The organism is Marinobacter sp. AL4B (genome assembly GCF_019916045.1).
Lineage (GTDB): Bacteria > Pseudomonadota > Gammaproteobacteria > Pseudomonadales > Oleiphilaceae > Marinobacter.
This window is the reverse complement of the sequence record NZ_JAILWZ010000013.1, coordinates 180,567-205,681: the sequence shown is the minus strand read 5'-3', so window position 1 is coordinate 205,681 and position 25,115 is coordinate 180,567. Positions and strand designations below refer to the sequence as shown.

The 25,115-nt window shown below is 54.5% G+C and carries 28 protein-coding genes; 6 read left to right on the top strand and 22 right to left on the bottom strand.

Annotated features, from left to right (window positions below):
* Nucleotides 1–164: 164 nt before the first annotated feature.
* Nucleotides 165–1,481, bottom strand: coding sequence for a tRNA 5-hydroxyuridine modification protein YegQ (yegQ, locus tag K5L82_RS11270; protein ID WP_223134223.1), 1,317 nt, complete (start codon nt 1,479–1,481; stop codon nt 165–167).
* A 186-nt stretch (nt 1,482–1,667) separates the two neighbouring features.
* Between yegQ and K5L82_RS11265 the strand changes: the two genes are divergently transcribed.
* On the top strand, nt 1,668–2,024 hold the full coding sequence (locus tag K5L82_RS11265; protein WP_133004586.1) for a helix-turn-helix domain-containing protein: 357 nt from the start codon (nt 1,668–1,670) through the stop codon (nt 2,022–2,024).
* Here the strand turns inward: K5L82_RS11265 and fabB are convergent, their stop codons facing one another.
* The 3 genes from fabB to K5L82_RS11250 all read right to left on the bottom strand — a co-directional run bounded on the left by fabB (nt 2,025) and on the right by K5L82_RS11250 (nt 5,076).
* Nucleotides 2,025–3,236 (bottom strand): beta-ketoacyl-ACP synthase I, encoded by a 1,212-nt coding sequence (gene fabB, locus K5L82_RS11260; protein ID WP_223134222.1) that lies wholly within the window; start codon nt 3,234–3,236, stop codon nt 2,025–2,027. It abuts the gene before it with no gap.
* Between the two features lie 11 nt (nt 3,237–3,247).
* The gene (gene fabA, locus K5L82_RS11255) at nt 3,248–3,757 is read right to left on the bottom strand and encodes a bifunctional 3-hydroxydecanoyl-ACP dehydratase/trans-2-decenoyl-ACP isomerase (protein ID WP_133004588.1); all 510 of its coding nucleotides are present in this window, start codon (nt 3,755–3,757) and stop codon (nt 3,248–3,250) included.
* A 134-nt stretch (nt 3,758–3,891) separates the two neighbouring features.
* Nucleotides 3,892–5,076, bottom strand: a complete 1,185-nt coding sequence (locus K5L82_RS11250; RefSeq protein ID WP_223134221.1) for an NnrS family protein — start codon at nt 5,074–5,076, stop codon at nt 3,892–3,894.
* A 125-nt stretch (nt 5,077–5,201) separates the two neighbouring features.
* Between K5L82_RS11250 and K5L82_RS11245 the strand changes: the two genes are divergently transcribed.
* Nucleotides 5,202–5,579: a SirB2 family protein gene (locus K5L82_RS11245; RefSeq protein WP_133004590.1), complete on the top strand. Its 378-nt coding sequence runs from the start codon at nt 5,202–5,204 to the stop codon at nt 5,577–5,579.
* 94 nt (nt 5,580–5,673) lie between these two features.
* Here K5L82_RS11245 and K5L82_RS11240 read toward each other — a convergent pair whose 3' ends face one another.
* From K5L82_RS11240 to K5L82_RS11170, 15 genes are all read right to left on the bottom strand, one after another.
* Nucleotides 5,674–6,489: an ion transporter gene (locus tag K5L82_RS11240; protein WP_133004591.1), complete on the bottom strand. Its 816-nt coding sequence runs from the start codon at nt 6,487–6,489 to the stop codon at nt 5,674–5,676.
* 86 nt (nt 6,490–6,575) lie between these two features.
* Entirely contained in the window at nt 6,576–7,520 is a 945-nt protein-coding gene (locus K5L82_RS11235; RefSeq protein WP_133004592.1) for a biotin-dependent carboxyltransferase family protein, read from the bottom strand.
* Complete coding sequence (gene pxpB / locus K5L82_RS11230; RefSeq protein WP_223134220.1) at nt 7,517–8,209, bottom strand: 5-oxoprolinase subunit PxpB; 693 nt, start codon at nt 8,207–8,209, stop codon at nt 7,517–7,519. Before pxpB ends, K5L82_RS11235 begins: the two co-directional genes overlap by 4 nt.
* Nucleotides 8,209–8,946 carry a 5-oxoprolinase subunit PxpA gene (locus K5L82_RS11225; RefSeq protein ID WP_223134219.1) on the bottom strand — a complete coding sequence of 246 codons (738 nt, stop codon included), beginning with the start codon at nt 8,944–8,946 and terminating at the stop codon, nt 8,209–8,211. Before K5L82_RS11225 ends, pxpB begins: the two co-directional genes overlap by 1 nt.
* A gap of 67 nt (nt 8,947–9,013) precedes the next feature.
* A complete protein-coding gene (locus K5L82_RS11220; protein ID WP_223134218.1) occupies nt 9,014–10,135 on the bottom strand; it encodes an NnrS family protein in 1,122 nt (373 codons plus the stop codon).
* A 35-nt stretch (nt 10,136–10,170) separates the two neighbouring features.
* A complete protein-coding gene (trhA, locus tag K5L82_RS11215; protein ID WP_223134217.1) occupies nt 10,171–10,872 on the bottom strand; it encodes a PAQR family membrane homeostasis protein TrhA in 702 nt (233 codons plus the stop codon).
* An 86-nt stretch (nt 10,873–10,958) separates the two neighbouring features.
* On the bottom strand, nt 10,959–11,660 hold the full coding sequence (locus tag K5L82_RS11210) for a Crp/Fnr family transcriptional regulator (protein ID WP_223134216.1): 702 nt from the start codon (nt 11,658–11,660) through the stop codon (nt 10,959–10,961).
* A 117-nt stretch (nt 11,661–11,777) separates the two neighbouring features.
* The gene (locus K5L82_RS11205) at nt 11,778–13,262 is read right to left on the bottom strand and encodes a cytochrome D1 domain-containing protein (RefSeq protein ID WP_223134215.1); all 1,485 of its coding nucleotides are present in this window, start codon (nt 13,260–13,262) and stop codon (nt 11,778–11,780) included.
* Nucleotides 13,263–13,328: 66 nt separating this feature from the next.
* Nucleotides 13,329–14,192: a uroporphyrinogen-III C-methyltransferase gene (cobA, locus tag K5L82_RS11200; protein WP_223134214.1), complete on the bottom strand. Its 864-nt coding sequence runs from the start codon at nt 14,190–14,192 to the stop codon at nt 13,329–13,331.
* A gap of 11 nt (nt 14,193–14,203) precedes the next feature.
* On the bottom strand, nt 14,204–15,403 hold the full coding sequence (nirJ, locus tag K5L82_RS11195; RefSeq protein ID WP_223134213.1) for a heme d1 biosynthesis radical SAM protein NirJ: 1,200 nt from the start codon (nt 15,401–15,403) through the stop codon (nt 14,204–14,206).
* Between the two features lie 120 nt (nt 15,404–15,523).
* On the bottom strand, nt 15,524–16,048 hold the full coding sequence (locus K5L82_RS11190; protein WP_223134212.1) for an Lrp/AsnC family transcriptional regulator: 525 nt from the start codon (nt 16,046–16,048) through the stop codon (nt 15,524–15,526).
* The gene (locus tag K5L82_RS11185; RefSeq protein WP_223134211.1) at nt 16,023–16,523 is read right to left on the bottom strand and encodes an Lrp/AsnC family transcriptional regulator; all 501 of its coding nucleotides are present in this window, start codon (nt 16,521–16,523) and stop codon (nt 16,023–16,025) included. Before K5L82_RS11185 ends, K5L82_RS11190 begins: the two co-directional genes overlap by 26 nt.
* Nucleotides 16,507–17,052, bottom strand: coding sequence for an Lrp/AsnC family transcriptional regulator (locus tag K5L82_RS11180; protein ID WP_223134210.1), 546 nt, complete (start codon nt 17,050–17,052; stop codon nt 16,507–16,509). The genes K5L82_RS11185 and K5L82_RS11180 overlap by 17 nt, the downstream gene beginning before the upstream one ends.
* On the bottom strand, nt 17,049–17,513 hold the full coding sequence (locus K5L82_RS11175; RefSeq protein ID WP_223134209.1) for an AsnC family transcriptional regulator: 465 nt from the start codon (nt 17,511–17,513) through the stop codon (nt 17,049–17,051). Before K5L82_RS11175 ends, K5L82_RS11180 begins: the two co-directional genes overlap by 4 nt.
* Before the next feature lie 29 nt (nt 17,514–17,542).
* On the bottom strand, nt 17,543–19,267 hold the full coding sequence (locus K5L82_RS11170) for a nitrite reductase (protein WP_133004605.1): 1,725 nt from the start codon (nt 19,265–19,267) through the stop codon (nt 17,543–17,545).
* 215 nt (nt 19,268–19,482) lie between these two features.
* Here K5L82_RS11170 and K5L82_RS11165 point away from each other — a divergent pair, with 215 nt between their 5' ends.
* The 4 genes from K5L82_RS11165 (at nt 19,483) to K5L82_RS11150 (ending at nt 22,262) form a co-directional block, all read left to right on the top strand.
* Nucleotides 19,483–19,818, top strand: coding sequence for a c-type cytochrome (locus tag K5L82_RS11165; RefSeq protein WP_223134208.1), 336 nt, complete (start codon nt 19,483–19,485; stop codon nt 19,816–19,818).
* A gap of 46 nt (nt 19,819–19,864) precedes the next feature.
* The gene (locus K5L82_RS11160) at nt 19,865–21,055 is read left to right on the top strand and encodes a cytochrome D1 domain-containing protein (protein ID WP_316933415.1); all 1,191 of its coding nucleotides are present in this window, start codon (nt 19,865–19,867) and stop codon (nt 21,053–21,055) included.
* A gap of 78 nt (nt 21,056–21,133) precedes the next feature.
* Complete coding sequence (locus K5L82_RS11155; protein WP_262492643.1) at nt 21,134–21,916, top strand: CbbQ/NirQ/NorQ/GpvN family protein; 783 nt, start codon at nt 21,134–21,136, stop codon at nt 21,914–21,916.
* Nucleotides 21,888–22,262: a hypothetical protein gene (locus K5L82_RS11150; RefSeq protein WP_133004608.1), complete on the top strand. Its 375-nt coding sequence runs from the start codon at nt 21,888–21,890 to the stop codon at nt 22,260–22,262. Before K5L82_RS11155 ends, K5L82_RS11150 begins: the two co-directional genes overlap by 29 nt.
* A 182-nt stretch (nt 22,263–22,444) precedes the next feature.
* On the opposite strand, the gene K5L82_RS11145 is transcribed toward K5L82_RS11150, so the two are convergent.
* The 3 genes from K5L82_RS11145 to K5L82_RS11135 are packed head-to-tail and all read right to left on the bottom strand — an operon-like array spanning nt 22,445 to nt 25,110.
* Nucleotides 22,445–22,684: a cytochrome C oxidase subunit IV family protein gene (locus K5L82_RS11145; protein ID WP_223134207.1), complete on the bottom strand. Its 240-nt coding sequence runs from the start codon at nt 22,682–22,684 to the stop codon at nt 22,445–22,447.
* A 12-nt stretch (nt 22,685–22,696) separates the two neighbouring features.
* A complete protein-coding gene (locus K5L82_RS11140; RefSeq protein WP_133004610.1) occupies nt 22,697–23,272 on the bottom strand; it encodes a cytochrome c oxidase subunit 3 in 576 nt (191 codons plus the stop codon).
* Between the two features lie 14 nt (nt 23,273–23,286).
* The gene (locus K5L82_RS11135; RefSeq protein ID WP_133004611.1) at nt 23,287–25,110 is read right to left on the bottom strand and encodes a nitric oxide reductase activation protein NorD; all 1,824 of its coding nucleotides are present in this window, start codon (nt 25,108–25,110) and stop codon (nt 23,287–23,289) included.
* Nucleotides 25,111–25,115 lie beyond the last annotated feature (5 nt).

Here is a 25,115-nt window from a genome sequence, read left to right as displayed (position 1 = left end):
CCGGGGGACCGAATGTAAAAAGGGCTCCCCCCGTTGCTTCTGGCGAATGATTATACAATACCAGAGTAATTTAGTCAGGTATTAAATCGGTCGTGTAGGGATTATACCTTAATCATACGTGCAGCCCTACCTATGAGCTGCACGCCGGGAGCGTTCGGGTGGGGTTAGATGGTGGGCAGAATGCGTGTCAAATAACTAAAACGAAGAGAGTTTGGCAATCCTTGGGGTTTGGGGATGCGTACAATGTGCCCGCTACCCGGGGCGCAGTTCATGGTTTCTCCGTTACGGTTTTGCATGGTGCCGGCGGTAAAGCGCAGGTTTCCGGCAGGATTGATCAGTTCCAATTGATCGCCCGGTGCAAATTTGTTTTTCACATCAATGGTTAGCCATTGATCGTCGGTATCGGTAATGGTGCCAACGACTTGCTGAGTGCCAAGAAACGATGATCCTTGCTCGTAACTCTGGTATTCCTGTGGCACATGGCGACGCAGGAAGCCTTCTGTGTAGCCGCGGCTCGAGAGTGCTTCCAATTCATCCATCCTTTGCATGTCGAAGGGTTTGCCAGCGACAGCGTCGTCGATTGCGCGGCGATAGGTCTGGGTGGTGCGGGCAACATAGTAGGTGCTTTTGGTGCGGCCTTCGATTTTCAGCGAATGCACGCCCATATTGACCAGTTCGGCTACGTGCTGGACGGCTCTTAAATCTTTTGAGTTCATGATGTAGGTGCCGTGCTCATCTTCATAGGCCGGAATATAACCGCCCGGGCGGTTCGGCTCTTCCAGTAGAATTTCTTTAGGTTCGAATGTTTGAGCGGTTTGTTGAGACGAGGTGGCAATCAGATCACCCGTTTGATCGGTGGTGTGGGCTACGGGCTGGTAATTCCAGCGGCAAGCATTAGTGCAGGCGCCTTGATTGGCATCGCGGTGATTCATGTACCCGGAAAGCAGACAGCGGCCGGAGTAAGCCATGCATAAAGCGCCGTGAACGAACACTTCCAGCTCCATCTCTGGTACTTTTTCTCGAATCTCACGGATCTCATGGAGTGCTAATTCCCGGGATAGGATAACGCGGTTGATGCCTTGTCGACGCCAAAATTCCACGGTGGCCCAGTTGACCGCATTGGCTTGAACCGAAAGATGGATGGCTTGGTCTGGCCAGGTTTCTTTTACCAGCATGATCAACCCCGGGTCCGACATGATGAGGGCGTCCGGCTTTTGTTCAAGAATGGGGGCGAGGTCTCTAACAAAGCTGCGCACTTTGTCATTGTGAGGGGCAATGTTAGATACTAGATAGAACTGCTTCCCCAGCTCATGCGCCCTGGCGATGCCTGCACCCAAAGCTTCAACGTTTTTAAAACTGTTATTTCTTACCCGAAGGGAATACCGGGGTTGGCCAGCATATACTGCATCCGCCCCGTAGGCGAAGGCGGTTTCCAGGTGTTCGGGAGTGCCGGCGGGCGCGAGTAGTTCCGGGGTTTTCATGGTTTCTCCGAGGGTCAGGATTCGGGTGGGGTGGTGATGATTTTTAACCGGGTCGCATTTTGCCGGAAGGCGATGCCTTTTCTATTGATCTTGCTCAAAGGTCTTATTGATCCTTTTCAGCTAACATGTGTACGCTGACACGTATGTACTATGCTCAAAGCTAAATGGGTAGCAGGAGGGAATAATATGGGAACGGAGAATGTATCGTCGGACGCGGCCAAGAAACCCTTGGGTGGCCGGGTCAGCTCGTTAATCAAGGTTCATCTGGCGCGAGGCAAAGTCGGAGTTGAAACCGTTGCGGGCCAATTGAATATGAGCCGGTATACGTTGCACAAGAAATTGCGACAAGAAGGGGTGACGTTTGCAGCGTTGTTAGAGCAAGTCCGCCGAGAGCAGGCGATTACTTACATGAAAGATAAATCCAAGCCGCTGGTAGAGATTGCCGAACAACTTGGATTTTCGGAACTGAGTGCATTCAGCCGGGCGTTTAAACGCTGGATGGGAACGCCACCGGCTGAATACCGCTCGCTTCGGATGTCCTGATCAGACTTTCTTGAAAATCAGGGTGGCGTTGGTTCCGCCAAAACCGAAACTGTTACTCATCACCAAGTCCAGATTCTGGTTGTCCATGCGTTCGCGGACAATCGGGAAGCCTTCTGCACCTTCGTCCAGATTCTGGATGTTGGCCGACGGTGCGATAAAGCCTTCACGTTGCATGATCAACGAGTAAATGGCTTCGTGTACACCCGCCGCACCCAATGCGTGGCCGCAAAGTGGCTTGGTTGAACTCAGAGGCGGGATGTTGTCGCCAAAGGTTTTCTTGAGAGCTTGAAGCTCGGTGATATCACCGGCAGGCGTACTGGTGCCGTGAGTATTGATGTAGCTGATCTCACCATCGATATTGGCCATTGCCTGCTGCATGCAGCGAATAGCGCCTTCGCCACTTGGTGCAACCATGTCAGCGCCGTCCGAGGTTGCGCCAAAGCCCACCAATTCTGCCAGGATGGTCGCGCCACGTGCTTCTGCGTGTTCCAATGCTTCCAACACGACAGCACCGCCACCGCCAGAAATGACGAAACCGTCGCGGTCGGCATCGTAGGTGCGTGAGGCCTGCTCGGGAGTGTCGTTGTACTTGGTAGACAGCGCGCCCATGGCATCGAACATGAGGCTGAGTGTCCAGTGAATATCTTCACCGCCACCCGCGAGCATGACGTCCTGACGGCCCAGTGCAATCTGATCAGCGGCGTGGCCGATGCAGTGTGCGCTGGTTGCACAGGCAGAGGTAATGCCATAGTTGATGCCAGTAATGCCGAACGCGGTAGTGATAGAGGCGTTGATGGCGCTGCCCATGGTGCGCGGTACACGGTACGGACCAACCCGACGAATACCTTTATCGCGATGGGTGTCGATGGCATCCAGCAACTCAACCGTTGATGCGCCGCCGGTGCCAAATACTGCGCCTGTGGTGTTTGCGCGAATTTGCTCGTCGGTCAGGCCCGCTTGCTCGATGGCTTCTTTGGTGGCCAGATAACTGTAACCGGCGGCCGGGCACATGAAACGCAAGATTTTGCGATCAATCAGCTCGGACAGGTTTAAGTCAATCTTGCCGGTAATGTGGCTACGTAAACCGTTGTCGCGGGCTTCTTCGCTGAGCGCAATGCCAGAGCGGGACTCACGCAGAGATTCGGCGACTTCTTTTTGATTGGTTCCAAGGCTGGAGACAATCCCCATACCAGTGATTACAACACGACGCATCTTGCTAACTCCTAAAAGTCGTCAGTGGAGGTGAACAGGCCAACCCGCAGATCTTTGGCGGTGTAGATTTCACGACCATCCACTTCCATTCGGGCATCTGCAATCGCCATGGTCAGCTTACGGCGAATCAAACGTTTAATATCCAGATAATAGGTGACCTTTTTGTTACTCGGCAGCACCTGACCAAAGAATTTCACTTCGCCGGCGCCCAGCGCGCGACCTTTGCCTTCGCCACCACCCCAGGCCAAGTAGAAGCCAACCAGCTGCCACATTGCATCCAGCCCCAGGCATCCCGGCATGACCGGGTCGCCCTGAAAGTGAACTTTGAAAAACCAGAGATCCGGATTGATGTCCAACTCAGCTATCAGGCTGCCTTTGCCGTACAAGCCGTCATCAGCACCAACGTGGGTGATGCGATCGACCATCAGCATTTCGTCGATGGGCAAGCGCATATCGCCGGGGAACAACTCGCCATGACCGCAACGGATCAGGTCTTCTTTGTCAAAGTGATCAGGGTACATATTGCAGGTGTCTCTGTTTCAATATTTGATACACCTACTTTAGCGCCTGATATGAAAACAGCTATTGACCTTTAGTGGATGATTGCAAAAATGACCTGCATCTTTGATGTCTGTCACGGTTGCCGGGTGCTTATTCAGCCCTCTTTGCCATCCGCTCTCGGGCTGGCCAGAACGCCGGTGTAGCGAATGAGGAAGACGCCGTACGCAAACACCCAAAGTACGGCACTTGAGCCAATGCCCGGGTGCCAGGGAATGATCTCTAGGGCGGTAAGCACCCTGATAAGCGCCGCTAATTGAATGGCAACGAAAGCCGCCACCATGCCTCTTGGCAATTGGAGCGGGCGGCCGGTGTGGCCAAGTGATACGCGGGCGATCACACCCAGTATCAGACAGCCTACTGCGCCGGTACCTGCCGCATGGCTCCAGGCGCTGGAGGGCCATCCGGCCATCAGCGAGCCCGCCAGCAGAATCAGGGCCACCGGCACCCAGAGTAAGGACAGATGCAGAATCCATAGCAAGGGTTCGGAGCGCGCGAGCCAACCCTTCCAGTTATACAGGCGTTTAAGCATCAGCCCGGCGGCGACCAGAGCGAGAATCGCTGTGAGGGTCTGCCAGCCGGTCACCAATGAGGCCATCAACACAACCATGGCGAGTAAATTGACCAGATCGAGCGGCGCAATCATTTTAACGCGAGAGGCATCGTAACCACGCTGACGTAGCCAGCCTGCGGTAAACGCAGGCGTAATCCGGCCACCGACGATGCTGATCAAAGCCATAGCCATAATCAGTGCGCCGTAGCTGAACGACATGTCGAGTCGGGTAACGAAGCCAATCTGCATGAGCCAGAGTAAGCCTAATACGGCCAAAATCATGAACTGTCGCTTTTGTCGCGCATGCCAAATGCGCCAGCCAGCATCGATCATCACCAGGGGGAGAAAGGCCAGATTGACTGCGTGTACCAAAAGCTCTGGCAGGCTGCCGCCCAAAGCCAGCAGCAAACGCCCGGCCAGCCAGACGACCCACAGAAGTAAAAGAGGAACCCCGTGCAGGCGTTCCGTCTGGGTCCAGACACAAACAGCGGTCAACAAGAATCCGGCAATGGCGGCGGATAAAAAGCCGAACAGCATTTCGTGTTGATGCCAGAACAGTGCGGGCATGGCTAAGGGCAGTTGAATGACACCTGACACCTCCAGCACCCAGAGTGGGATGCCGACGAGCGTTAGCACTGTCATCGATAGGAAGAAGATCCGGAACGGATAGGCGAACAGCTGTCGAAGGCTCGCGCCGCTTTGTTCTGCAGAGGTTGGGTGCGCCTGCATAGATATCTCCCGCATACATGTATTTACCGTATATGTTAATGCTGCGGTTATTTAATCACCATACCTGCTTGGGGGTATTTTGCGTACAATGGCGGCAACATTCTGAAGGAAAAAGGGAAGTTTGAATGACCGCCTATATGATTTTAAAGCACCTGCACATGACAGCCGCGTATCTGACCATTACGTTGTTCGCGCTGAGATTGCTGCTGGATGTTGTTGGTCGGCCGGGTTGGCGGGAAACGCCACTGCGGTGGATACCTCATGCTAACGACACGGTTCTGTTGGTAGCGGCCGTTGCACTGTTGTTTGTGGCGGGTTACGCATCAAGCGTGCCGGGTTGGCTGATTGCTAAGATTGTCTTGTTGGTGGGTTATATTGTGGCGGGCGTATTTGCTATTAAGCCCAAGTTTTCCACGCCGGTTCGTGTAATTGCTGCCATTATTGCCTTGGTGCAGGTGAGCGCCATTTTCCATCTGGCCATGGCTAAGCCGTTGCTGGGCTGAGGCTGGCGCTAAAAACCGAACTGAAAAAAACGCCCATGCTTCTGTTCGAGGCATGGGCGTTTTTTATGTTACTAACTAACGCAGCGCTGTCACATCAACGCTCCAGTTTCTCGCTCAACTCATCGAGTTTGCGCTGAACCGATTGGAGTTGTTGCACGATCTGGTCCCGCTCATCATGTGCTTTCTGAGCGGCCTCGGCGTTTTGCTCCTCGCTCATCACTTCCAGAATCGCCCCGATCATCATGTTCAGAAACACGAATGCTGTAAGGAAGATAAAGGTGAGGTAGAAAATCCAGCTGAACGGATAATCCGCCATGGTGGCGTACATCACATCGGTCCAGTCTTCGAACGTGGCCACACGGAACAGTGTGAGCATTGCTACGGCCACATCACCCCAGAGTTCTTCATCCACGCTGGCAAAGAACATCGAACCAATCGCGGCGTAGATGTAAAAGATGATGAACATCAACAGTGCGATGTAGCCCATACGGGGGATGGCTTTGAGCAGCGAGTTGATCAAGAAACGTAGCTCAGGTACGACCGAAACCAGTCGCAAGACTCGAAATACCCGAAGCAGTCGGCCCAGCAATACGGCCTCGGAATTGTCGAGTGGGACTAAGCTGCCGATCACCACCAAGGTATCGAACAGGTTCCAGCCATCCATCAGAAATCGTCGTTTGGCGGGGCAGGCGGCAAACCGAAAGAGTATTTCAATTAAGAAAAACAGTGTGATGGCGTTGTCCAATACCGTCAGGGATTGCTCGACGATTGGTGGCAAGTCATAGGTTTTCGCGCCAATGGTCAAGGCAGACAGAATGATGATGGTGATGACCGCGCCTTGAAAAATTTTGCTGGATTCAATGCGTTTGAGTTGTTCAAAACTGTTGGCAGAAGACAGGTCAGCAGACATCTTTAAGGCTCCGGATAAAAGAATCGAGGCAATTCTAATGGTCCGGCGAGGTTGGTGGTAGGTTTGTGGCCAGATCTGACAAACCGTTAACGAGCGGTGCTGAAAAATGCGAGAAATTGACGCTCCTTCTGCTGAGCACCCTCCAGGGATATTTCCCCGAAACGCAGGCTTGAACCTGGAGGCCTTTGGGCCAGTGCATCGAGGCTTCGCGGCGTAACGGCACCCAGTTTCGGATAGCCGCCGATGGTTTGTCGGTCTTGCAGTAAAATAATTGGCTGGCCGTCTGCAGGCACCTGGATAGCGCCGAGACTCGTACCTTCAGAGGTAAGCTGGCGGACGGAAACCTCTAGCGTGGGGCCGGTCAGGCGAGCGCCCATTCGGTCAGACTGAGGGCTTAGGGTATAAGCGTTCGAGAAGAAGGTTGTTAGTGTCCGTTTGGGAAATCGCTCAACCTGAGCGCAGGGCAATACATCCAGTGTCAACGCCGCGCGGTAATCTGGAATCCATTGGTGGGGGATTTTTCGATGTACCGCCAGCGGCGAGGCGGGGATGCAAGGTAAAAAATCGCCCTCTTTAAGCGGTTGGCCCTTACCCTGCAAGCCTCCTGTGCCTTCACGTACAACGGTGGCGCAGCTGCCGCCCAACTCAGAATCCACTAAAAAACCACCTCGTACGGCGAGATAGGCGCGGACTCCGGCTCGGGGCGCACTCATCGCTACAACGTCTCCTGAGTTCAGCTGAAGGGTGGTCCACAGTGGTTTGGGTGCACCATTCACCGTCAGCTGCACTTCGGCACCGGTCACTACAATCTGTGTATTGAGGCCGATGGTGAACTCTGCCCCGCCAAAGGTGATTTCCAGTGCGGCTGCTCCGTAACGATTGCCGAGCAGGTGATTAGCCCAGGCCCATGCATGTCGATCCATGGCACCGCCCGAAGTAAGCCCCATATGCGTCACTCCGCGGCGGCCAGCATCTTGCAGCAAGGTGAAGAAACCCGGTTTGGTGACATAGAAACCGGCCTGAGCGTTCATTCGATCTGCCCGCCCAGTGCGAGAAATTCGTCTCGTGTGATGGCTCGAAACCTTACCTGTTGCCCGGCGCGTAACAGCGATGGTTGCTCACGGTGGACATCAAATAGGGTTAGCGGTGTGCGGCCGATCAAATTCCATCCGCCCGGTGATGCCAGAGGGTAAATCGCCGTTTGCCGGTCGGCAATGCCAAGGCTGCCAGCGGGGACCTTGGCACGCGGAGTGGCAAGCCGAGGTGTTTCCAGATCTTGTGGAACTTCGCCCAGATAGGCGAACCCTGGCGCGAAACCTATCGCAAACACGTGGTAAATCTGACGGCTGTGGCGTTGAACGACTTGTTCGATGGATAAGCCTGCTCGTGCGGCTATGGCTTCAAGGTCTGGGCCGACACTGGGGTGATAAAACACAGGAATGTCGATGGCACCTGCGTTTTCTCCCTCTGCTGGGTGGTCCGGTAAGTTATTCAGAACGGCGGCTATATCAATGAGTAAGCTCGAATAGTCGTCGATCAGCAAGTCATAGCGAAGCAAGAGCGATGTATAGGAAGGCACCAGATCAACAAGGCGCAGCCCAAGTTTGTTTGATAATTCCTCGGCCGCGATACGAATCTTTTCAGTGAGAGCGATATCGATACGGTCGCCAAAATACAGAGTAAGAGTATCGATGCCGGTCACCTGACACTGCCAGTGCATCAATGCAGATCCTTCAGGGCCTTGCGTATGGCTTCAACGGCGGTGATTGAATCGGGGTTGTCGCCGTGGACACACAAAGAATCTGCTTCAAGGAGCAATGGTTTGCCGCTGATACTTTGCAGTTGCATGCCAGTGGCAAGATGCCGAGCCTGCGCCACAATGGTAGCGGAATCTTTATGAACAGCGCCGGTTTGAGTTCGGGGAACAAGAAACCCCTGCTCGTCATAGGCACGGTCGGCAAAGGCTTCGAGGATAAGTGGCACGCCATGTTTTTCGCACAGGGTTTTCAGCTGGCTGTTGTCCGCGGTGGACATGGCCATCAGCGCAAGGTCATGGGGCGAGCACCTGAGTGCTTCCAGAATGCTTTCGAGAATGGCCTCGTCGCGCATCATGTCGTTATACAGCGCGCCGTGGGGTTTTACGTAACTCACAAGGCCGCCCTGAGATGCGGCAATGTGGCTAAGTGCGCCGATCTGATAGCTGGCCATGGCGGTGATTTCTCCCGGTTGAAGCGCCATCGAACGGCGGCCAAAGCCTTGCAGGTCTGGATACGACGGATGCGCACCAAGGGCCACCCCGTGGCTGAGTGCTAACTGAACCGTGCGGTGCATAGTGACAGGATCACCGGCATGGAAACCGCAGGCAATGTTGGCCTGGTCGATGAACGGCATGACGTGCTCGTCCATGCCCATGGTCCAGGCTCCAAAGCTTTCACCTAAGTCGCAGTTCAGTAGCATTGCAGTCTCCGGAAGTGAACTCGTAACCAGAATGGCTGTTGTGCATAGGTTACCTGATTGTGACTGTTTAGCGCTGTATTCGTTTGCTTTGACTGTGCCAGAAAAGAAGCAGTAACTGGATGAAAACGCCAACGTAGGTGACGCTCCAAGCGGTGGCCGATATCCACAATAGATCAGGTTGTGAGTGGGGGTTCGAACCGGCACTGAAGCGGCTGATGGCTGCAACACTGGTGGTTACCGCAACAGCGAGCACTTGCCAGCGTGGGGGGAAGCGTCTTTGAGCGCGTTGCCATGCTTGCCGCAACATGACGCTGCAGGAAAGCGTGCCCAACGCGCCTATCGTAATAAGGTGCATTGCAGGAAGAGGCGCCCGCCCGCTCAACAAGGCTATTCCGATGATTGTTGATCCTGCTGCTAACCACAAGTAACCGAGCCCGAATACCAGTAGGTCAGGGCGGTGCCCGAAAAGCCAGAGTTTCCAGCGTGTTGCACGCAGCCCGATCAACCCGCCGCTGATTATCAGTAGTAGTCCTGTAATCGGGTCTGCTATCGGTGTGAGTATGAGAAGCATCGCAAGAGACAGCAATATCAAAAGTGCGCCCTCTATTCTGGGTTGCACTCGGGCGTTTAACGAAATGCCTCTCTTTTCCAATATGCCTGCGATGGCAGGCGCAATGGCTCGACCACCGATGAAGGTCATTAGCAGCAGCAAACCGATAATGGTTGCCAGCATGATGCGACGCACACTGGGTAGCGGGAGCCCATACTGGGACAGGGAGTAGGCCAACGTGGCCAGACAGAGGGCAAGAATCAGTGGCCCGGCTACTTTATTGCGCCATTTTTTTGCGGCTTGAAAGCGGGGTACGACTTGGCGAGCGACCATAAGAGCAAAAGCAATACTAAGAGCCCGGCTTATCAGCAGTTCAGGCGCGATGAGCCAGGATGCCCTAGCCAAGAGCCAAACCAGAAAAATAGGGATAAGGACTCGCCAAGGCTGAGGGCCTAGGGTGTATCCCGCAACCAGCGCAAGAGCGAAACCGAACAGAAGTTCGTGGCCGTGTCCCGCACCGATAAGCCCGACGGGCCACCCAGACGTGGCTGAAAAAATTGATAAAGGTACGGAGAGTGCGGCCCACAACGAGGCAGCGGGAAAGAACAGCCAGAACGCATGAAAGGGTTTGCCGGGCAACGAAAAACCTCCGCTTCTGGCTTAAGTGAACGAGCTTACACGGTATAAGGAAGCACGCCAACGTAGATGGCGCCAAAATGGCAGGCGCTTCCGCCGAGCACAAAAAGATGCCAAACCGCATGCATATAAGGGACGCGATCTGCCAGATAAAACACCACGCCAGCGGTATAAACGATACCGCCTGCCACGGTTAAGTACAGAGCCGTTTCACTCAGACTGGCGGCCAGATCTCCAGAGGCAAACGTGATCAACCAACCCATGGCCACATATATACCTACCCGGACGAGCTTGAAGCGATTCTTGAATATGATTTTCAAGGCCACTCCGGTCAAGGCTAACGACCAGATCACCGCGAATAACGTCCAGCCGGTTGTGCCACGCATGTTGACCAGTAAAAAGGGGGTATAGGTGCCTGCAATTAGAAGGAATATGGCGCAGTGGTCCATGGTCTTATAAAGGGATTTCAATTGAGGACTGCGAGCGCCGTGATACAGAGCAGATGCCATGTAAAGCAGAATCAGCGATGCGCCAAACACGCTGAAGCTTATAATTTTCCAGATATCACCCAACTGGCTTGCGCCCACAATCAAGGCAATTGTGCCGATTACACTCAGCGCGGCACCTAGCCCGTGCGTGGCACTGTTGATCCACTCTTCGATGTGGGTGTGGGTGTGGGTGTGGGTGTGGGTGTGGGTGGTACTTGTGGTTACGTCCGGGTAGTGAGTTTCGTGTGTCATCTGCGCTGCCTGAATCCGCTCAAGAATGGGTTCGGTTCAGCGTACAGGTGTACGCACAAATTTTCCACGAATAATCGTTGCTGTTTTCAGCTGCTTTTGCTGGCGGTTTTTAGCCGGGAGAAAGTGGCGGGTACCACGCCAAGCCATGCTGCCAGCTGGTTATCGGGCACTCGCTTTATGAGTTCGGGGTATTCCTCAAGCAAAAGCGCGTAACGTTCCTGGGCGGGCATGGTTTGTTTCCGAAATTCGCGCATGCTGGTCAGCTCTGCAATCTCTTCCGTGAGCATTAACGCAAATTTTGCCCACAGGCCATCGCCATGGCGCTGTATGGCTGAGCGAAAGGCTGCGAAGTCTGCTACCCAGAGCGTAGCCGGGACAACACTGGTCAGGCACAGGGTGTTACGAACGGTTCTGGCGCGACCAAACACGGGCCATACCAAGTCGCCTTCTGTGAAAAAGTGATGGACCGCCACTTTGCCGGATGAAGACTCGCGAAATAACCGTAGAATTCCGTATTGGATAAGATAAACGTTTGACCAGGGGCGGTCGTGCTTTTCCAGCCCTGTCTCGGCATCAACACGGCGTTGATGAAACAATCGGGCTATATCGCCCAGAAACAACGCTTCGTTGGTGTTCTGTTTTTCGTTAAGACAAATGCCAAAGGCACGACTAAGTCCGTTCAGCAGAGCGACTTCCGCAGGTGCCGCATCCTGATGAATAATCTCCGGGTCATCATCGCCCAGCAAGCAGGGGGCAGACGTCAGAGGCGGCTTAATTCTGCTGTTCATTTTCTAACCCCTTTGAAGTGACTTAGGTCAATTATTCTACCATAAAACAAATATTCCAAATGATTTTAATAGTTAATGGAATTTCATTTAGCCGATGATGCCCCGAGCCTTCACTGATCAGTGACTGGTGCCCTCTTCGTAATTGATCTTATTCCAGACGTTGTACTTGCCAGAGGGCTTTTTCATCGGAATACGCTTTTCTTCTTCCAGTGTGTCCGCGTCATACACGATGATGGCACCGTCGTTGTCCCAGACACTCAGGAGTAGCTTCTCCCCGTATCGATCGAACTCCACGTGTGCCGCTACTTTGCCGGGCTCCGGTTGTAGGGTTTTTACGATTTCCAGCGTCTGTTTGTCGATAATATGTACCTTGTCCGCATTGGGCCCAAAGAACACATCGGCCCACGCATAGCGAGAGTTTTCATGGCTGCGCATGAAGAACCCGGGGCCTTCGGTTTTCAGGGTTTTGATAACCTCCCAGGTATCCATGTCGATGATGGAAATCGCGCCGGCACGGAAGTGCGGGGTGGCCATGACGCGTCGGCCCTGGTATTCCCAAGTAATGCCTGAACCCAGATGTGGCATGCCCGGCAATGGCAATTCGGCGGTTGTTTTCCCGGTATCCAGATCGATTACCACACCGTGCTTTCCGTCTCGTGCTGCGCCGATAAGATGCTGGTAGCCGGGGTCAAAGAAAAAGTCGTCTAGCAAGGTGTCGGTGGTCATCCGGCGGAGCTGGGCTTTATTGTCGTGTACGGTGACTTCCCAGGCTTCAGGAATGTCTTTGAGCGCCGCGATAAAGCTACCTCTGGGCGGCGCGGTATAAACCGCGCTGACTCGGGAACTGTCGCCCTGGGCGTTTTCTACCGGAATGAAATCCAGAAGGTCCAGATTGTCAGCATCAAACAGCACGAGGGTATGGGGAAGGTAGTTGGCTGCCATGACATACTTGCCATCCGCGGAAACGGCGATGTTACGCATGTTTATGCCGGCACGAACCTCGGCGACCACTTCCAGATTATAAATGTCGTATTTGGTGATCCAGCCGTCCCGGGACCCGAAATAGACAAAACGTCCATCCGGGCTGTATTTAGGCCCGCCGTGCAATGCGAACCGGCTAGGGAAGCGGTGGATTGGTTCCATTTTGTCACCGTCCAGCAGGGTGACGTGGTGATCGCCAATTTCGACTACCAGAAACAAGTTCATCATGTCGGCTTCGAAGACCGGGTCATCCGGCAGGGTGCCGGAGGCATGATTCACAACTTGGCTGTTACGGATTTCAGCTTTGCCCCACTTGAGTTTGTGGCTCGGAGGCTGATAGATGTACTTGGTCAGATCAGCGATTTGCTGGTCGTTTAGAATGTCCTTGTATCCGCCCATCTGGGTGGCTGGCCGGCCCTCGCGAATCACTCGTTCAGCTTCCGCTTTTTTCAAACGTCCCAGATTCTCTGGCAACAAGGCCGGGCCCATTCCGCCCAAGCGATCCGGGCCATGACACGCAGCGCATTGTTGCAGGTATAGCGTCTCGATGCCGGCTTCATCGACATTAGCCGCTTGCAACGGCAAGGAGAGGAATGCGCCTGCCAGTAGCAGACTCGTCATCAGGTTTGCTCGGGTTGTATAACACTTCACCAGCAAGGGCTCCCGGTCGGTCTATGTATGTTGGTTTCAAGCAGGTAGGCGGCCGCCTGTTATTGCCGTGCGGTTGGTCAGAGCACTGTGCCAGCCCGATTGAGCCGGGCGGGCCAGTTTCTCTGCCAGCTGCACCACTTCACCGACAATAATCAGCGTTGGCGGTTGGAAATCTTCGCGATTAATGGTGTCTACCAAGCCGTTCAGCGTTGTCACTGTCATGTGTTGAAGTGGGGTGGTGCCACGCTCAACCAAAGCCACCGGGCAGTTACCATCAAGACCATGAGCGGTTAGTTCCCGCACGATGGTGGGGGCGTTGTGCAACCCCATATAAAACACCCGTGTTTGTCCCGGTGCGGCCAGAACCTGCCAGTTCAGTTCCAGCGAGTGGTCGGCTTTGCGGTGGCCTGTAACGAAGGTGACGCTTTGAGCGTAGTCCCGGTGGGTCAGGGGTATGCCACAGTAAGAGGAGCATCCGGCAGCGGAGGTAATGCCCGGAACTACGAGGAAATCGATGTCGTTTTCTACCAAAAATTCAGCTTCTTCGCCGCCCCTTCCGAAGATGTAAGGGTCGCCTCCTTTCAGGCGAACCACGCGGCGTTGCTGGATGGCCAGTTTTACGAGCAAATCGTTGGTTTCGTCTTGGGGAACAAAGTGGCAGCCGCTGGCTTTCCCAACGTGGATTCGTTCTGCTCCGGGCTTCACCAGCTCCATAATCTGGGGCGACACCAGTCGGTCGTAAACGATGGCATCGGCCTGCTGAATCAGCATCAAGGCTCTAAGTGTGAGCAGGCCGGGGTCGCCGGGGCCGGCGCCAACAATGGCGACTTCTCCCGGGCGCAACGGTTGCTCCGCCAGTTGGAATTCCACCAGGCACTTTTGTCGTGGAGCTGTGTTCATGGTGTTTTTCCTTACAGATTGTTGACCGGAATCTCGATAGCCGCTGCAGCCACCCGCCTTGGCATACTTTCCACGACACCAATTTCCTCGTTGGTGAGATAGCAGCCGGGATCTTCTTCCCAGAAATCACGAGAAATGTTGTATGCCCGTACTCGGGTGTTGCCGTTACAAATGCTCAGGAACTTGCACGCCGCGCAGCGACCTGCGACCGGGCGAGGGTATTGGCGGAAGCCCTGCATCAGCGGATCTTTCGTTTCGGACCAGATTTTCGAGAACGGAGTTTCCCTAACGTTTCCGAGGTTGTAGTCCCACCAGAAGGTATCGGGGTGAACGACACCCAGATTGTCAATGTTGGAGATGTTCACGCCAGAGGAGTTGCCGCCCCAGTTGGTCAGGCGTTCGGTCAGCGCTTCGACTTGATCCGGGTAGTGTTCTTTGGCCCACTCAATCAGGAAAGGACCGTCGGCATCGTTGTTGCCGGTGACGTATTCCCGTTCAATGCCGCGTTGAAGTTCGTCGTGGCAATGGTTGAACAGTAACGTCATGGCTTCTCGAGTCATGTCGTACCAGGCATCGCGCTTGCGGTTTCGGCCGCCGCGACCGGAGTAATTCAGGTGTGACAGGTAGAACTTGTCAATGTCGTGGTCGTCCAGCATCTCCAGCATTGCCGGCAGTTCTGGGTAATTGTCTTGAGTCAGCGTGAAGCGTAAGCCAACTTTAATGCCAGCTTGTTTGCAAAGAGCAACAGCGTGCATGGATTCGCGGAAGGCGCCTTTCTTCTGACGGAATTCGTCGTGGGTTTTTTCCAGGCCGTCGATGCTGATGCCCACGTAGTCGTAACCGACGGCTTTGATCTTTTCGATATTATCTTCGGTGATTAGAGTGCCGTTGGTAGACAACCCCACGTAAAAGCCCATTTTCTTGGCCCGGTGGGAGATGTCGAAAATGTCGGGACGCATTAGAGGTTCACCGCCTGACAGAATCAGAACCGGCACACCGTAGGCTTTGAGGTCATCCATCACGGTGTAGACTTCCTGAGTGCTTAACTCGCCTTTGAAGTCGATGTCGGCGGAGATTGAGTAGCAGTGCTTGCAGGTCAGGTTGCAGCGTCGGATCAGGTTCCAGATTACCACCGGACCGCTGGACTTTGGGATCGCGCGGACCGGAGTCGGGTTCATCAGGCTTTTGATGTAACGGGTCATGCGGAACATACAATTCTCTCTCTCATCAGGCGGGGCGTTGCGGGCCCTCCGGGCTGGCCGCTAGCGGCTCTCTATACTGTTCACTATCCCCTCTGGTGCCCGTGGTATCTATACCTTTGATGGAGTACTTCAAGGGGTAGGTTGCTGTTTTCTTAACCGTAAACCGGTTTTTTTCAGGATCGCGGAGCTGTAGAGAATGGTGTTGCCCGAACAGGTGCTGCCCAGTAGCGCCTTTATGCGTTGCGCCTTTTCTTCAACTTCTTCCCGGCTGGTGCCGTGTACCATGGCAAACAGGTTAAAGCTCCAGTAGGGCAGGTGGCGGGGACGGCGATAGCAGTGGCTGACGAAAGGAAGGTTACCGACTTGCTGACCCATTTCTTCGATCGCCTCATCGTTCACGTCCCAAACCGTCATACCGTTGTAGCGGTAACCCAGTTTGTAATGGTCTGGCACCGCGGCTACGCGTCTGATCACACCGCTGTTTTGCATTTCCTGAAAACGAGCCAATACGTCTTCGGGAGGCATGTTGAGCTTCCGGCCGAGTTCGGCCCAAGGGTCAGAAACCAGCGGTAAACCCTCTTGTGTAGCCATGATCAGTTCGCGGTCTTGCTGAGTGAGGGATGTCTGCTCAGACTTCAAAGTGGAGGTTGACATGAAACTCTTGCTCCTTAGGCATGTTGTAAACGGGGTGGCCCGTAAGCGCCTCGATATGCCGAATGGTGTCGGTAATACCTTCGGGTGTTTCCGTTGCCAGCACGAACCACATATTCAGCTCGTGTTCCCGGCGGTAGTTATGGGCAACTTCCGGAAAGCTGTTCACTTGCTCAGTGACTTGCTCGAACGCTTCCGCCGGAATACGCATGGCGGCGAGGGTCAGTCCGCCGCCCATTTCGCCGGCATGAAACATCGGGCCAAATCGAGTCAGCGTGCCGTTGGCCAATAGGGCTTTCAGGGTGTCTAGCAGCATTTGTTCGCTGATGCCGAGCTCTTCCGCAACGTCCCGGTAGGGTGTCGGTGTGAGTGGCAAACCGTATTGCAAACGATTGATAACGGCGCGTTCGGTATTGGTGAATTCGGGAATGTCGGTTGAGGTGTCCCCGCGGCTGGATGGCTCAGCGATTGCTGACATAGCGCCCTCCCCGTTGAAGATAAGCTTTGTTGCTGAACAGGACTGTATGGCGAATGTGGCTCAGATTGTAAGTTTCGGTCATGTGCGCTAGCTGTCCTAATACACGCTCCCGGTTGACGCCGTGAATCATGCAGAACAGATTGTAGGGCCAGTCTGGCAATCGTCTGGGGCGTTGGTAGCACAAAGTCACGAAGGGGACCGCGGCCAGTGCCTTGCCTATCGGGCTCACGTTTTCGTCGGGAACATCCCACACCACCATGGCGTTGGCGGTGTAGCCAAGGGTGCGGTGTTTCACTACCAGGCCGTTACGTTTGATCAGGCCTTGTTGTTGCCAGTACTCGACGGCATCCAACACCTGTTGCTCCGTCAGGCCGGTTCGTTTAGCCAGTTCCAGATAGGGGCGAGATGTCAGCGGAAGGCCTTCTTCAAGATGTTGGCGCAGCCGCAATAACCCCCAAGCACTGTAGGCTTCGGTATTAAACAGAAAGTTGCCGGGTTGGCGATTCGGCTGTGGAGCTGGGGTGTTCATGATAATGCGTCCCAGTCGATGTCGAAGCCCAGGTCGATGTGATATCCCTCAACCATGGGAAGTCTGAGTATGGGCAACTTCAAACGTTGTTCCAGTTCATCCAGCCGCTCGTCCAGAGTGCGTTCATCCGGGGCAGTCATCACGAACCAGAGATTAAATTGGTGCTCCCGTGCGTAATTGTGATTTACGCCGGGAGTTTCGTTGATCCGGGCTGCAATCGCATCCATCTCAGTGGGGGCGGCAGCCACGGCAGCGAGCAGACTTGCGCCTGCCCGACTGTGTTCAAACACCGGTCCAACCCGGCTGAGAACCTGATATCCCTGAAGAGCAGATAAGCGGCTGATGACCTCGTTCTCGGAAATGCCCAATCGGTCGGCCATTTCCAGGTAAGGGCGTTCACACACAGGCAAGTTGCGCTGGTAGTGATCGATCAACTGTTTGTCTACTGTGTCCAGTCTCATCAGATTATCTCCTCCGGGCCGGGGCCGGATCAGTACACGTCGTGCTGAGTGTTGTAAGTGTTGAACTTACCGGTCGGAGTGACCATGTAGTCGCCCTTGATGACCTTCTTCAGCTCGCGAGTTTTGTCGTCAACCACAACAATGGCGGAGTTCTTGTCGGAAGTGTTCCAAACAGAGAACCAGACTTCGTCGCCGGCTTTGTTATATTCCGGCTGGACCACACGCTTGGGACCTTCACCCAGTTCGGCCCATTCGGCAATTGGCAGCACTTCATAGCCAGCATCGAAGTTATTGATATCGAATACCGCAACGCTTTGACTGACCGCTTCGGACGGGTTCAGGGAAGTGTCTACCCACAGGTTGGTGGACTTCGGATGGGTCTTCACGAACAGTGAGCCACCGCCTTGTCCATCAACGGTGCGTACCACTTTCCAAGCCTTGTCCGGGTGGCCTTCTGGGTCGGTACCGATCATCTGTATGGTTTGATCACCCAAGTGAGAGGTGGCCCAGACAGGCCCGTGCTCAGGGTCTTCGAAGTTGGCACCACGGCCTGGGTGAGGGGTCTTGCCCACTTCGACCAAGGCTTCGAGGTTTCGGTCTCTAGAGTCAACTACTGCAATCTTGTTGGAGTTGTTGGCCGCAGACATGAAGTAACGCATGCTGCCATCCCAGCCGCCATCGTGCAGAAATTCGGCTGCATCGATTGAAGCGATGTTCATGTTGCTTAGATCTTCGTAGTTCGCCAGCAGGATTTTGCCGGTTTCTTTTACGTTGATGATGAACTCAGGATGCTCGTGGGAAGAAACAATCGCAGCCACGCGAGGCTCTGGATGGTATTCCTGGTTGGTTACAGTCATGCCGCGGGTACTGACAATTTTCTTGGGCTCGAGAGTGTCGCCATCCATGATCACGAACTGGGGCGGCCAGTAGGTGCCGGCAATGGCGTACTTGTCTTCCCAGCCTTTGTACTTGGAGGTTTCAACCGAACGCGCTTCCATGCCTACTTTAATCTTGGCGACGGTTTGTGGCTCTTCCATCCACAGGTCGACCATGTTGATCAGAGCGTCACGGCCGATCACCATCACGTAACGACCAGACGCAGACATCCGCGAGATGTGTACCGCATAGCCGGTTTCGATGATTTTCACCACTTCCTTGGAATCGCCATCGATCAGGGCAATCTTACCGGCGTCACGCAGGGTGACACTGAAGATATTTTCCAGATCCAGATCGTTCATCTGCTTGGTAGGGCGATCTTCCGGTGCCACGATCACTTCCCAGGTATTCTTCATGTCAGCCAGACTGAACTCGGGAGGCTGGGGTGGCTCATGCATGATGTACTTGGCCATCAGCTCAACGGTTTCTTCATCGAAATCGCCAGAGGTCAGCCAGTTCGGCATACCGGCCGGTGAGCCATAGCTGATAAAGGCTTTCAGGTAATCGATGCCGCGTTCCTGAGTAATGTCGGGAGTCAGCGGCTTGCCGGTGGCGCCTTTACGCAAAACACCGTGACAACCTGCGCAGCGCTGGAAGTAAATTTCCTTTGCTTTTTCAAACTCGGCATCGGTCAGGTCAGGCGCACCGGGGCTGCGAACAACCTTCGCAGAATTAGCATCCACGGCGCTAGCAGTACCCTCATAAGCGAGGGAGCTGCCTTCCGCATGCTTGTCTGCAGCGTGGGCAGACATTACGCCGAGCGACGTAACAGCCACGGCCAGAGCCAGTGGTTTCATAATCATTTTGGTCACTCTCATTGGGTTCTCTCCTTGGGCTTTGCGAGTACTGCTAGGGTTCTCTCATTAGGACTTTCGGGCATTGATTTATGTCAGAAAATTCATGTTATGCAAGAGAGTACCTCCCCGTGGGTATGCCCAAAGATCACTAGCTACCTCTGCGGAATTTAAGCAATATCAAGGCTGTGATTTGGTAGGCGTTCCAGCATGCCATTGCAGGTTCCGGGAGGTTTTGAATGGCTCGTAGGGTGGGGGACACGTTCAGGTATTTGCCACTTTTGGCTGTGCTGACACTATGGCCAGCATTTGCCCATTCTGCAGAACCCAAAACGGAGGCCGAACTTCGCAACTTTGTTGTTCAGGATTGTGGTTCCTGCCATGGATTAACGTTCAAAGGAGGCCTGGGGCCGCCATTGCGACCTGCCGACATCGAACCGCTGTCAGTGGAAGCGATCGAAGCGATTATTCGTGAAGGTGTACCTGGCACAGCAATGCCTCCGTGGAAAGCGTTGCTGACCGATGACGAAATTGCGTGGATTAGCAAGCAGCTGAAATCTGGCGCGTTGCTTTGAACATGCCCACAAATTTAAGGAGCAAGGATTAACCATGACAAAGTTGATGTTGCGGATGGTGACCATGATTGCCGCGATTGTGTTGGTCGGCTGTCAGGCGCTGCAGTCTGAGCAAGCCATGCCGCTGCGAGGCACCGGAGATCTGGGGCTGATCATCGAGCGGGCTACCGGTTCCGTGCTGGTGATCGATCACTCCGAACACGACGTGCTGGGGCGAGTTGAGGGCCTGGGTGATTTGTCCCACGCCTCCGTGGTGTATTCTCGGGATGCCCGATATGGCTATGTGTTTGGTCGCGATGGCGGGCTGACGAAAGTGGATCTGCTGACCATGACGATCGCGAACCGGGTGATCCAGTCGGGCAACAGCATTGGTGGCGCAATCTCTCAGGATGGCCGTTATGTTGCTGTGTCTAACTACGAGCCCGGCGGCGTGAATATCTTCGACAGCGAAACCCTCGAACCCGTGCTGGAAATACCCGCGTATTACGTCAATGAGCAGGGCGAGAAAGACCAATCCAAAACCGTTGGTTTGGTGGATGCACCGGGCAATCAATTTGTCTTCAGCCTGTTCGAAGCGGGTGAAATCTGGACCGTGGACATGATGGCAACGCCTCCGAGGGTCACTCGTTTCGATGCCGGTAAAGAGCCCTATGATTCTCTGATCACTCCGGACGGCCGTTACTACATTGCCGGCCTCTTCGGGGAAGACGGTTTGTCGATGATGGACTTGTGGCACCCGGAGCAAGGGGCCACGACTATTCTTCCCGGCTATGGCAAAGGTGAACAGCGCCTGCCGGTCTACAAAATGCCGCATCTGGAAGGATGGGCGATTGCGGAGGGGAATGCCTTTGTGCCGGCAGTAGGCCGCCATGAAGTGCTGGTGGCCGATATGAACGACTGGAGCATGGTGCAGCGTATCCCCGTTCAGGGTCAGCCGGTATTCGTGATGTCCAGCCCGGATAACCGCCAGATCTGGGTCAGCTTCGCCCATCCGAAGAACAATGTAGTACAGGTCATTGATTCCCAGACACGCGAAATCATCCGAACCTTGGAGCCTGGTAAATCTGTTTTGCATATGGAATTTACCCCGCGAGGCGAAGAAGTCTGGGTGTCCTCACGGGATAGCAACCGCATTACCGTTTACAACACTCGAACTCTAGAAGAGGTGAAGACACTGTCTGCACAGAAACCCAGTGGCATCTTTTTTACCAACCGGGCTCATGCGCTGGGGTTGTAATCGAAGTTAATTGGCATCGTGCGCCATGGCGCACTGTTTTGCTGCTACCCAAGCCAAGAGACATAAGGAATCTTATCCATGACGTTTTACCAGCCAGCAGGCAACGAAATAGAACTGTTCCGTGCTGCGGCAGACAACAGTTTACCCGTATTGATCAAAGGCCCCACAGGGTGCGGTAAAACGCGTTTCGTGCGTTACATGGCCGAACAGTTGGGGCGCCCGGTTTACACCGTCGCCTGCCACGACGACCTCACCGCATCGGACCTCGTTGGCCGCCACCTGATCGGACCGGAAGGCACCTATTGGCAAGATGGGCCCCTTACACGAGCCGTTAGAGAAGGTGCCATCTGCTACCTTGATGAGGTGGTGGAGGCAAGAAAAGACACGACCGTTGTACTGCATCCATTGGCAGATGACCGTAGAGAATTGCCGATCGAACGCACCGGCGAACTCCTGCAAGCCGCACCCGGATTTATGCTTGTGGTGTCATACAACCCGGGTTACCAAAGCCTGTTGAAAGGGATGAAACCAAGTACCCGGCAACGCTTTGTGTCCATGAGCTTCGACTATCCGGAACCGGAACTAGAACAAGTGATCGTTCAAAAAGAATCCGGTTGCGACCAAGCACTGGCCAAACAGCTGGTGGATTTGGCAACCTCATTGCGAAGGCTCAAAGATCACGATTTGGAAGAAGCAGCATCGACCCGGCTACTCATCCACACGGCCTACCTGATGCACTCAGGAATGCCCCCGGTCGAAGCGTGTCGAGCTGCGATGATCGAACCGTTGTCGGATGACGCGGTTACTGTAAATGCACTCATGGAGGTGGTGTATGCCTTATTCGGGCAGTCGGAAGAGTGAATCCCCCGGAGCTATTGCTCCGGTCGCGTGGTACTTACTGAACTTGTTGGCCCTGCCGGTCATCGGCTTTGTGGTTCTGCTGAGCATCATGCTGAAATCAGCGGACGCCAGCCCACTAAGGCGAGCCCACAGCAAAGCCGCCGTTTACATGTCTATCCTCGGCGCGGTTTTGATCGGCTCAGGTGTGGGTATTTCCTGGATGATGTTCGGCAACACCGGCAACTTTTGGACCTTCGCCATCGTGTGGGCCATCGTTCTACACACATCGTTCGTGCTGTGGGGCATGATTGCTCTGGCGCAGGCTATCGGCAATAAGCCGCCGTATTTTCCGAAGAAGTTGATGTAACGAACAAAGTTTAGAGCCCCGAGGTGGGGGCGGCTTTCCAAAAATGTGCGCAGCCATGGATGGCGGAGCAGAAGCGCCACAGGGATGTGCCGCAGGAGCGGTTTTTGGAAAGCCGTCGTCACCTCGGGGCCTGCACCAACCTGGCAGGCTGCTTCGGTAAGAGGTGGCAGTCGCGTTAGAGCTTAGCTAGCCAGATGAATCCCCGCCAGCACAACAACCACAACAATCGCCCATCCCTGAGAAGCTAGCCTCCATCCCAGAGGAGAATGCTTCATCTCCATAAAGTGATCCACCAACAGCACCGCCTTCACCAACACCAACCCAAACACCATCCAGATCAAAATCCCGGGATCAACGCCCGCCTGCATAGCAACTACCGGCCCCATGGTGCACAGCATCAGAATGATATAAACCGCCAACATCTGTCAGACTCCTTAAGCCAGAACATAAAGCATTGGAAACAACACCAGCCACACCAAATCAACCATATGCCAGTAAGAAGCACCGGATTCCAGGCCGTGCATGTCATCTCCGGTGTACTCACCTTTCTTCACCTTGACCGCTAACACCGCCAGAATAATCTGGCCTAAGACCACGTGCATAAAGTGAAAAAACGTCAGGAAGAAATAAAACATGAAAAACGCATCAGTTCCTAAGTTATAGCCATTGGAGTACAGCTGCGCGTACTCCCAAACCTTGCCGAATGTGTAAATAGACGACGCCGCCACCGCCCACCACAACAGCCCAGCCGTGCCAGCCCGGTGGTCCCGGAAACGATGCACTGCCAAGGCCACGAAATAACTGGCAGTGATCAGGCCAATGGTATTCACCAAGCCTGTCCATGGGTGAAGCGCCTCTCGGCCTGCTGAAAAAGTGGTTGGGTCCATGCTTCGGGCAACGCCGAAGCCGATAAACATAATGCCGAACACCGCCAGTTCCGCGAAAATAAAGAACCAGACGGCAATATCGCCTGGTAAATGCCGATTACGAACGGCCACATTGTCAGACATCGCTAAATACTCCGTTATCGAGTCAGGTTCAGATAAAGCTTGGGTAGCTGAGCGGGCAGTTGCGTGGGGTCTTTGATCACCACGAAATTAGAACTGCCGAACACGTATGGCAGGTACTCATTGGCCTCTTCGTCAATGGTCACACAGAAGGGTGTAATCCCTGCTTTCTGGGCCTCTTGAACCGCCATGCGAGTGTCTTCAACACCGTACCTACCTTCATATAAATCCAAATCGTTCGGCTTGCCATCGGTTAGCAGAAGCAGAATTCTCTGGTGCTCGGGCCGCCCCTGAAGCAGCTTGATAGACTGGCGAATGGCAGCACCCATTCGTGTGTAGTAGCCTGGCTCCAATGCCTGAATTCGGCCTCGTGTCGTGTCGTTGTAGGGCTCGTCAAACGACTTGATGTGATGGAACCGAATATGGTCCCGGCGGCGCGATGAAAACGCAAAGATGGCAAACGGGTCGCGGCTGGCGGTTAACGCCTCGCTAAGCAACTGCAAGCCATCGCGAGCCACATCGATGACACGCAGGTTATTGTTGATGTAGGTATCGGTAGACAACGAAACATCGGTCAGCACCAAACACGCCAGATCACGTTGGTTGTGTTTGCACTGGCGGAACAGCTTCTGGTCTACTTCACCGCTCCCGCGGCGGATCTGAACGGTGCGATCCAGGCAGGCATCCAGATCCAGTTCCTCTCCGTCTAATTGCCTGCGCTCCCACTGGCGCAAAGGCTTCAGCGCGCTGAACTGGCGGCGCAGCGTTTGCGCCGAACGCATTAAGTGTTCTGGCAACGGAGACGGGATTGCCTCTTTACTGAGCATGGGTTGCAGGCAGCAGAACTTTTCCCGAAATGCCTGGCGGCGCCAATCCCACTCTGGCAGATGAATGCCCGGGCCAAGGTAAAGGTCGTCATTCTCTTCCGAAGGTAAATCCAGGTCGAACTTGATCGCGGACGAAGCTTCGCGGCGGTCTTTCGACACAGAGATCATGTCCATGTCTTCGGCCACTGCATCGGCATCGTCTTCGTCGCTGTCATCGCCCGCCCGATCAACCGGAATGAATTCAGACCAGGTAAACAGGTTTTCCAGTCGGAACAGCATAATGCCTTGGTCTTTGTCGAAGGCATCCACTCGCTCAGCGCGACGGCGTTTACGCTTCTTCGCCAAACCGCTGGATTTGGACTGTGTGTTGTCGTCACCCAGAATCTGCCCTGTCACTTTGCCTCGCCCTAACACAGGGTAAAGCCAAAGCACCACGGGCCACGGGTCGGTGAGGGCGTCGGGCAGGTCATCTACGCTGCCCGGATGAATCAGAGCTTGGCGAATAGCCGCTTCACGCTTGGCTTCGTTGCCAGAAAGGCTTTCTGGAGTGGGGCGCCATCGCAGGGCGTGCTTCACCAACCGCTGATAAATGGGCTCAAGGCCGGGCCAGCGGGCAAGTAATTCCAGCACCATTGCCTGATTGCCTTTCAGCCAGCTGTAGTTGCTGACCTCGCCCAACGAAGCCAAAGCAGCCAGCCAAAGATAAAGGTCTCTGTTCAGTTTTTTCGAAGGGAACAGCGCCAGTTGGTCCGGCAAACGTAAACTCTCGTCATCTCTCCACGCCAACTCGAATTTACGGTGAGTGCCCGCGAGTTTTTGCAGGAATTTCCGGCGAATCTGAAACTGACGGGGCTCCGCCGTTACCAGGCTCAAAGCCGGGTCACCGCCCAGGGCGCGGAACAGCACGCCCAGCGTGCGGGCCTCGTCTTTCAGGTGCACGGCGTATTCCGGGAATTCGCCCATGGCCTGTCGAGTCACATAATCGTGCCACTTTAATCCGACCCACTCTTCCATATCGA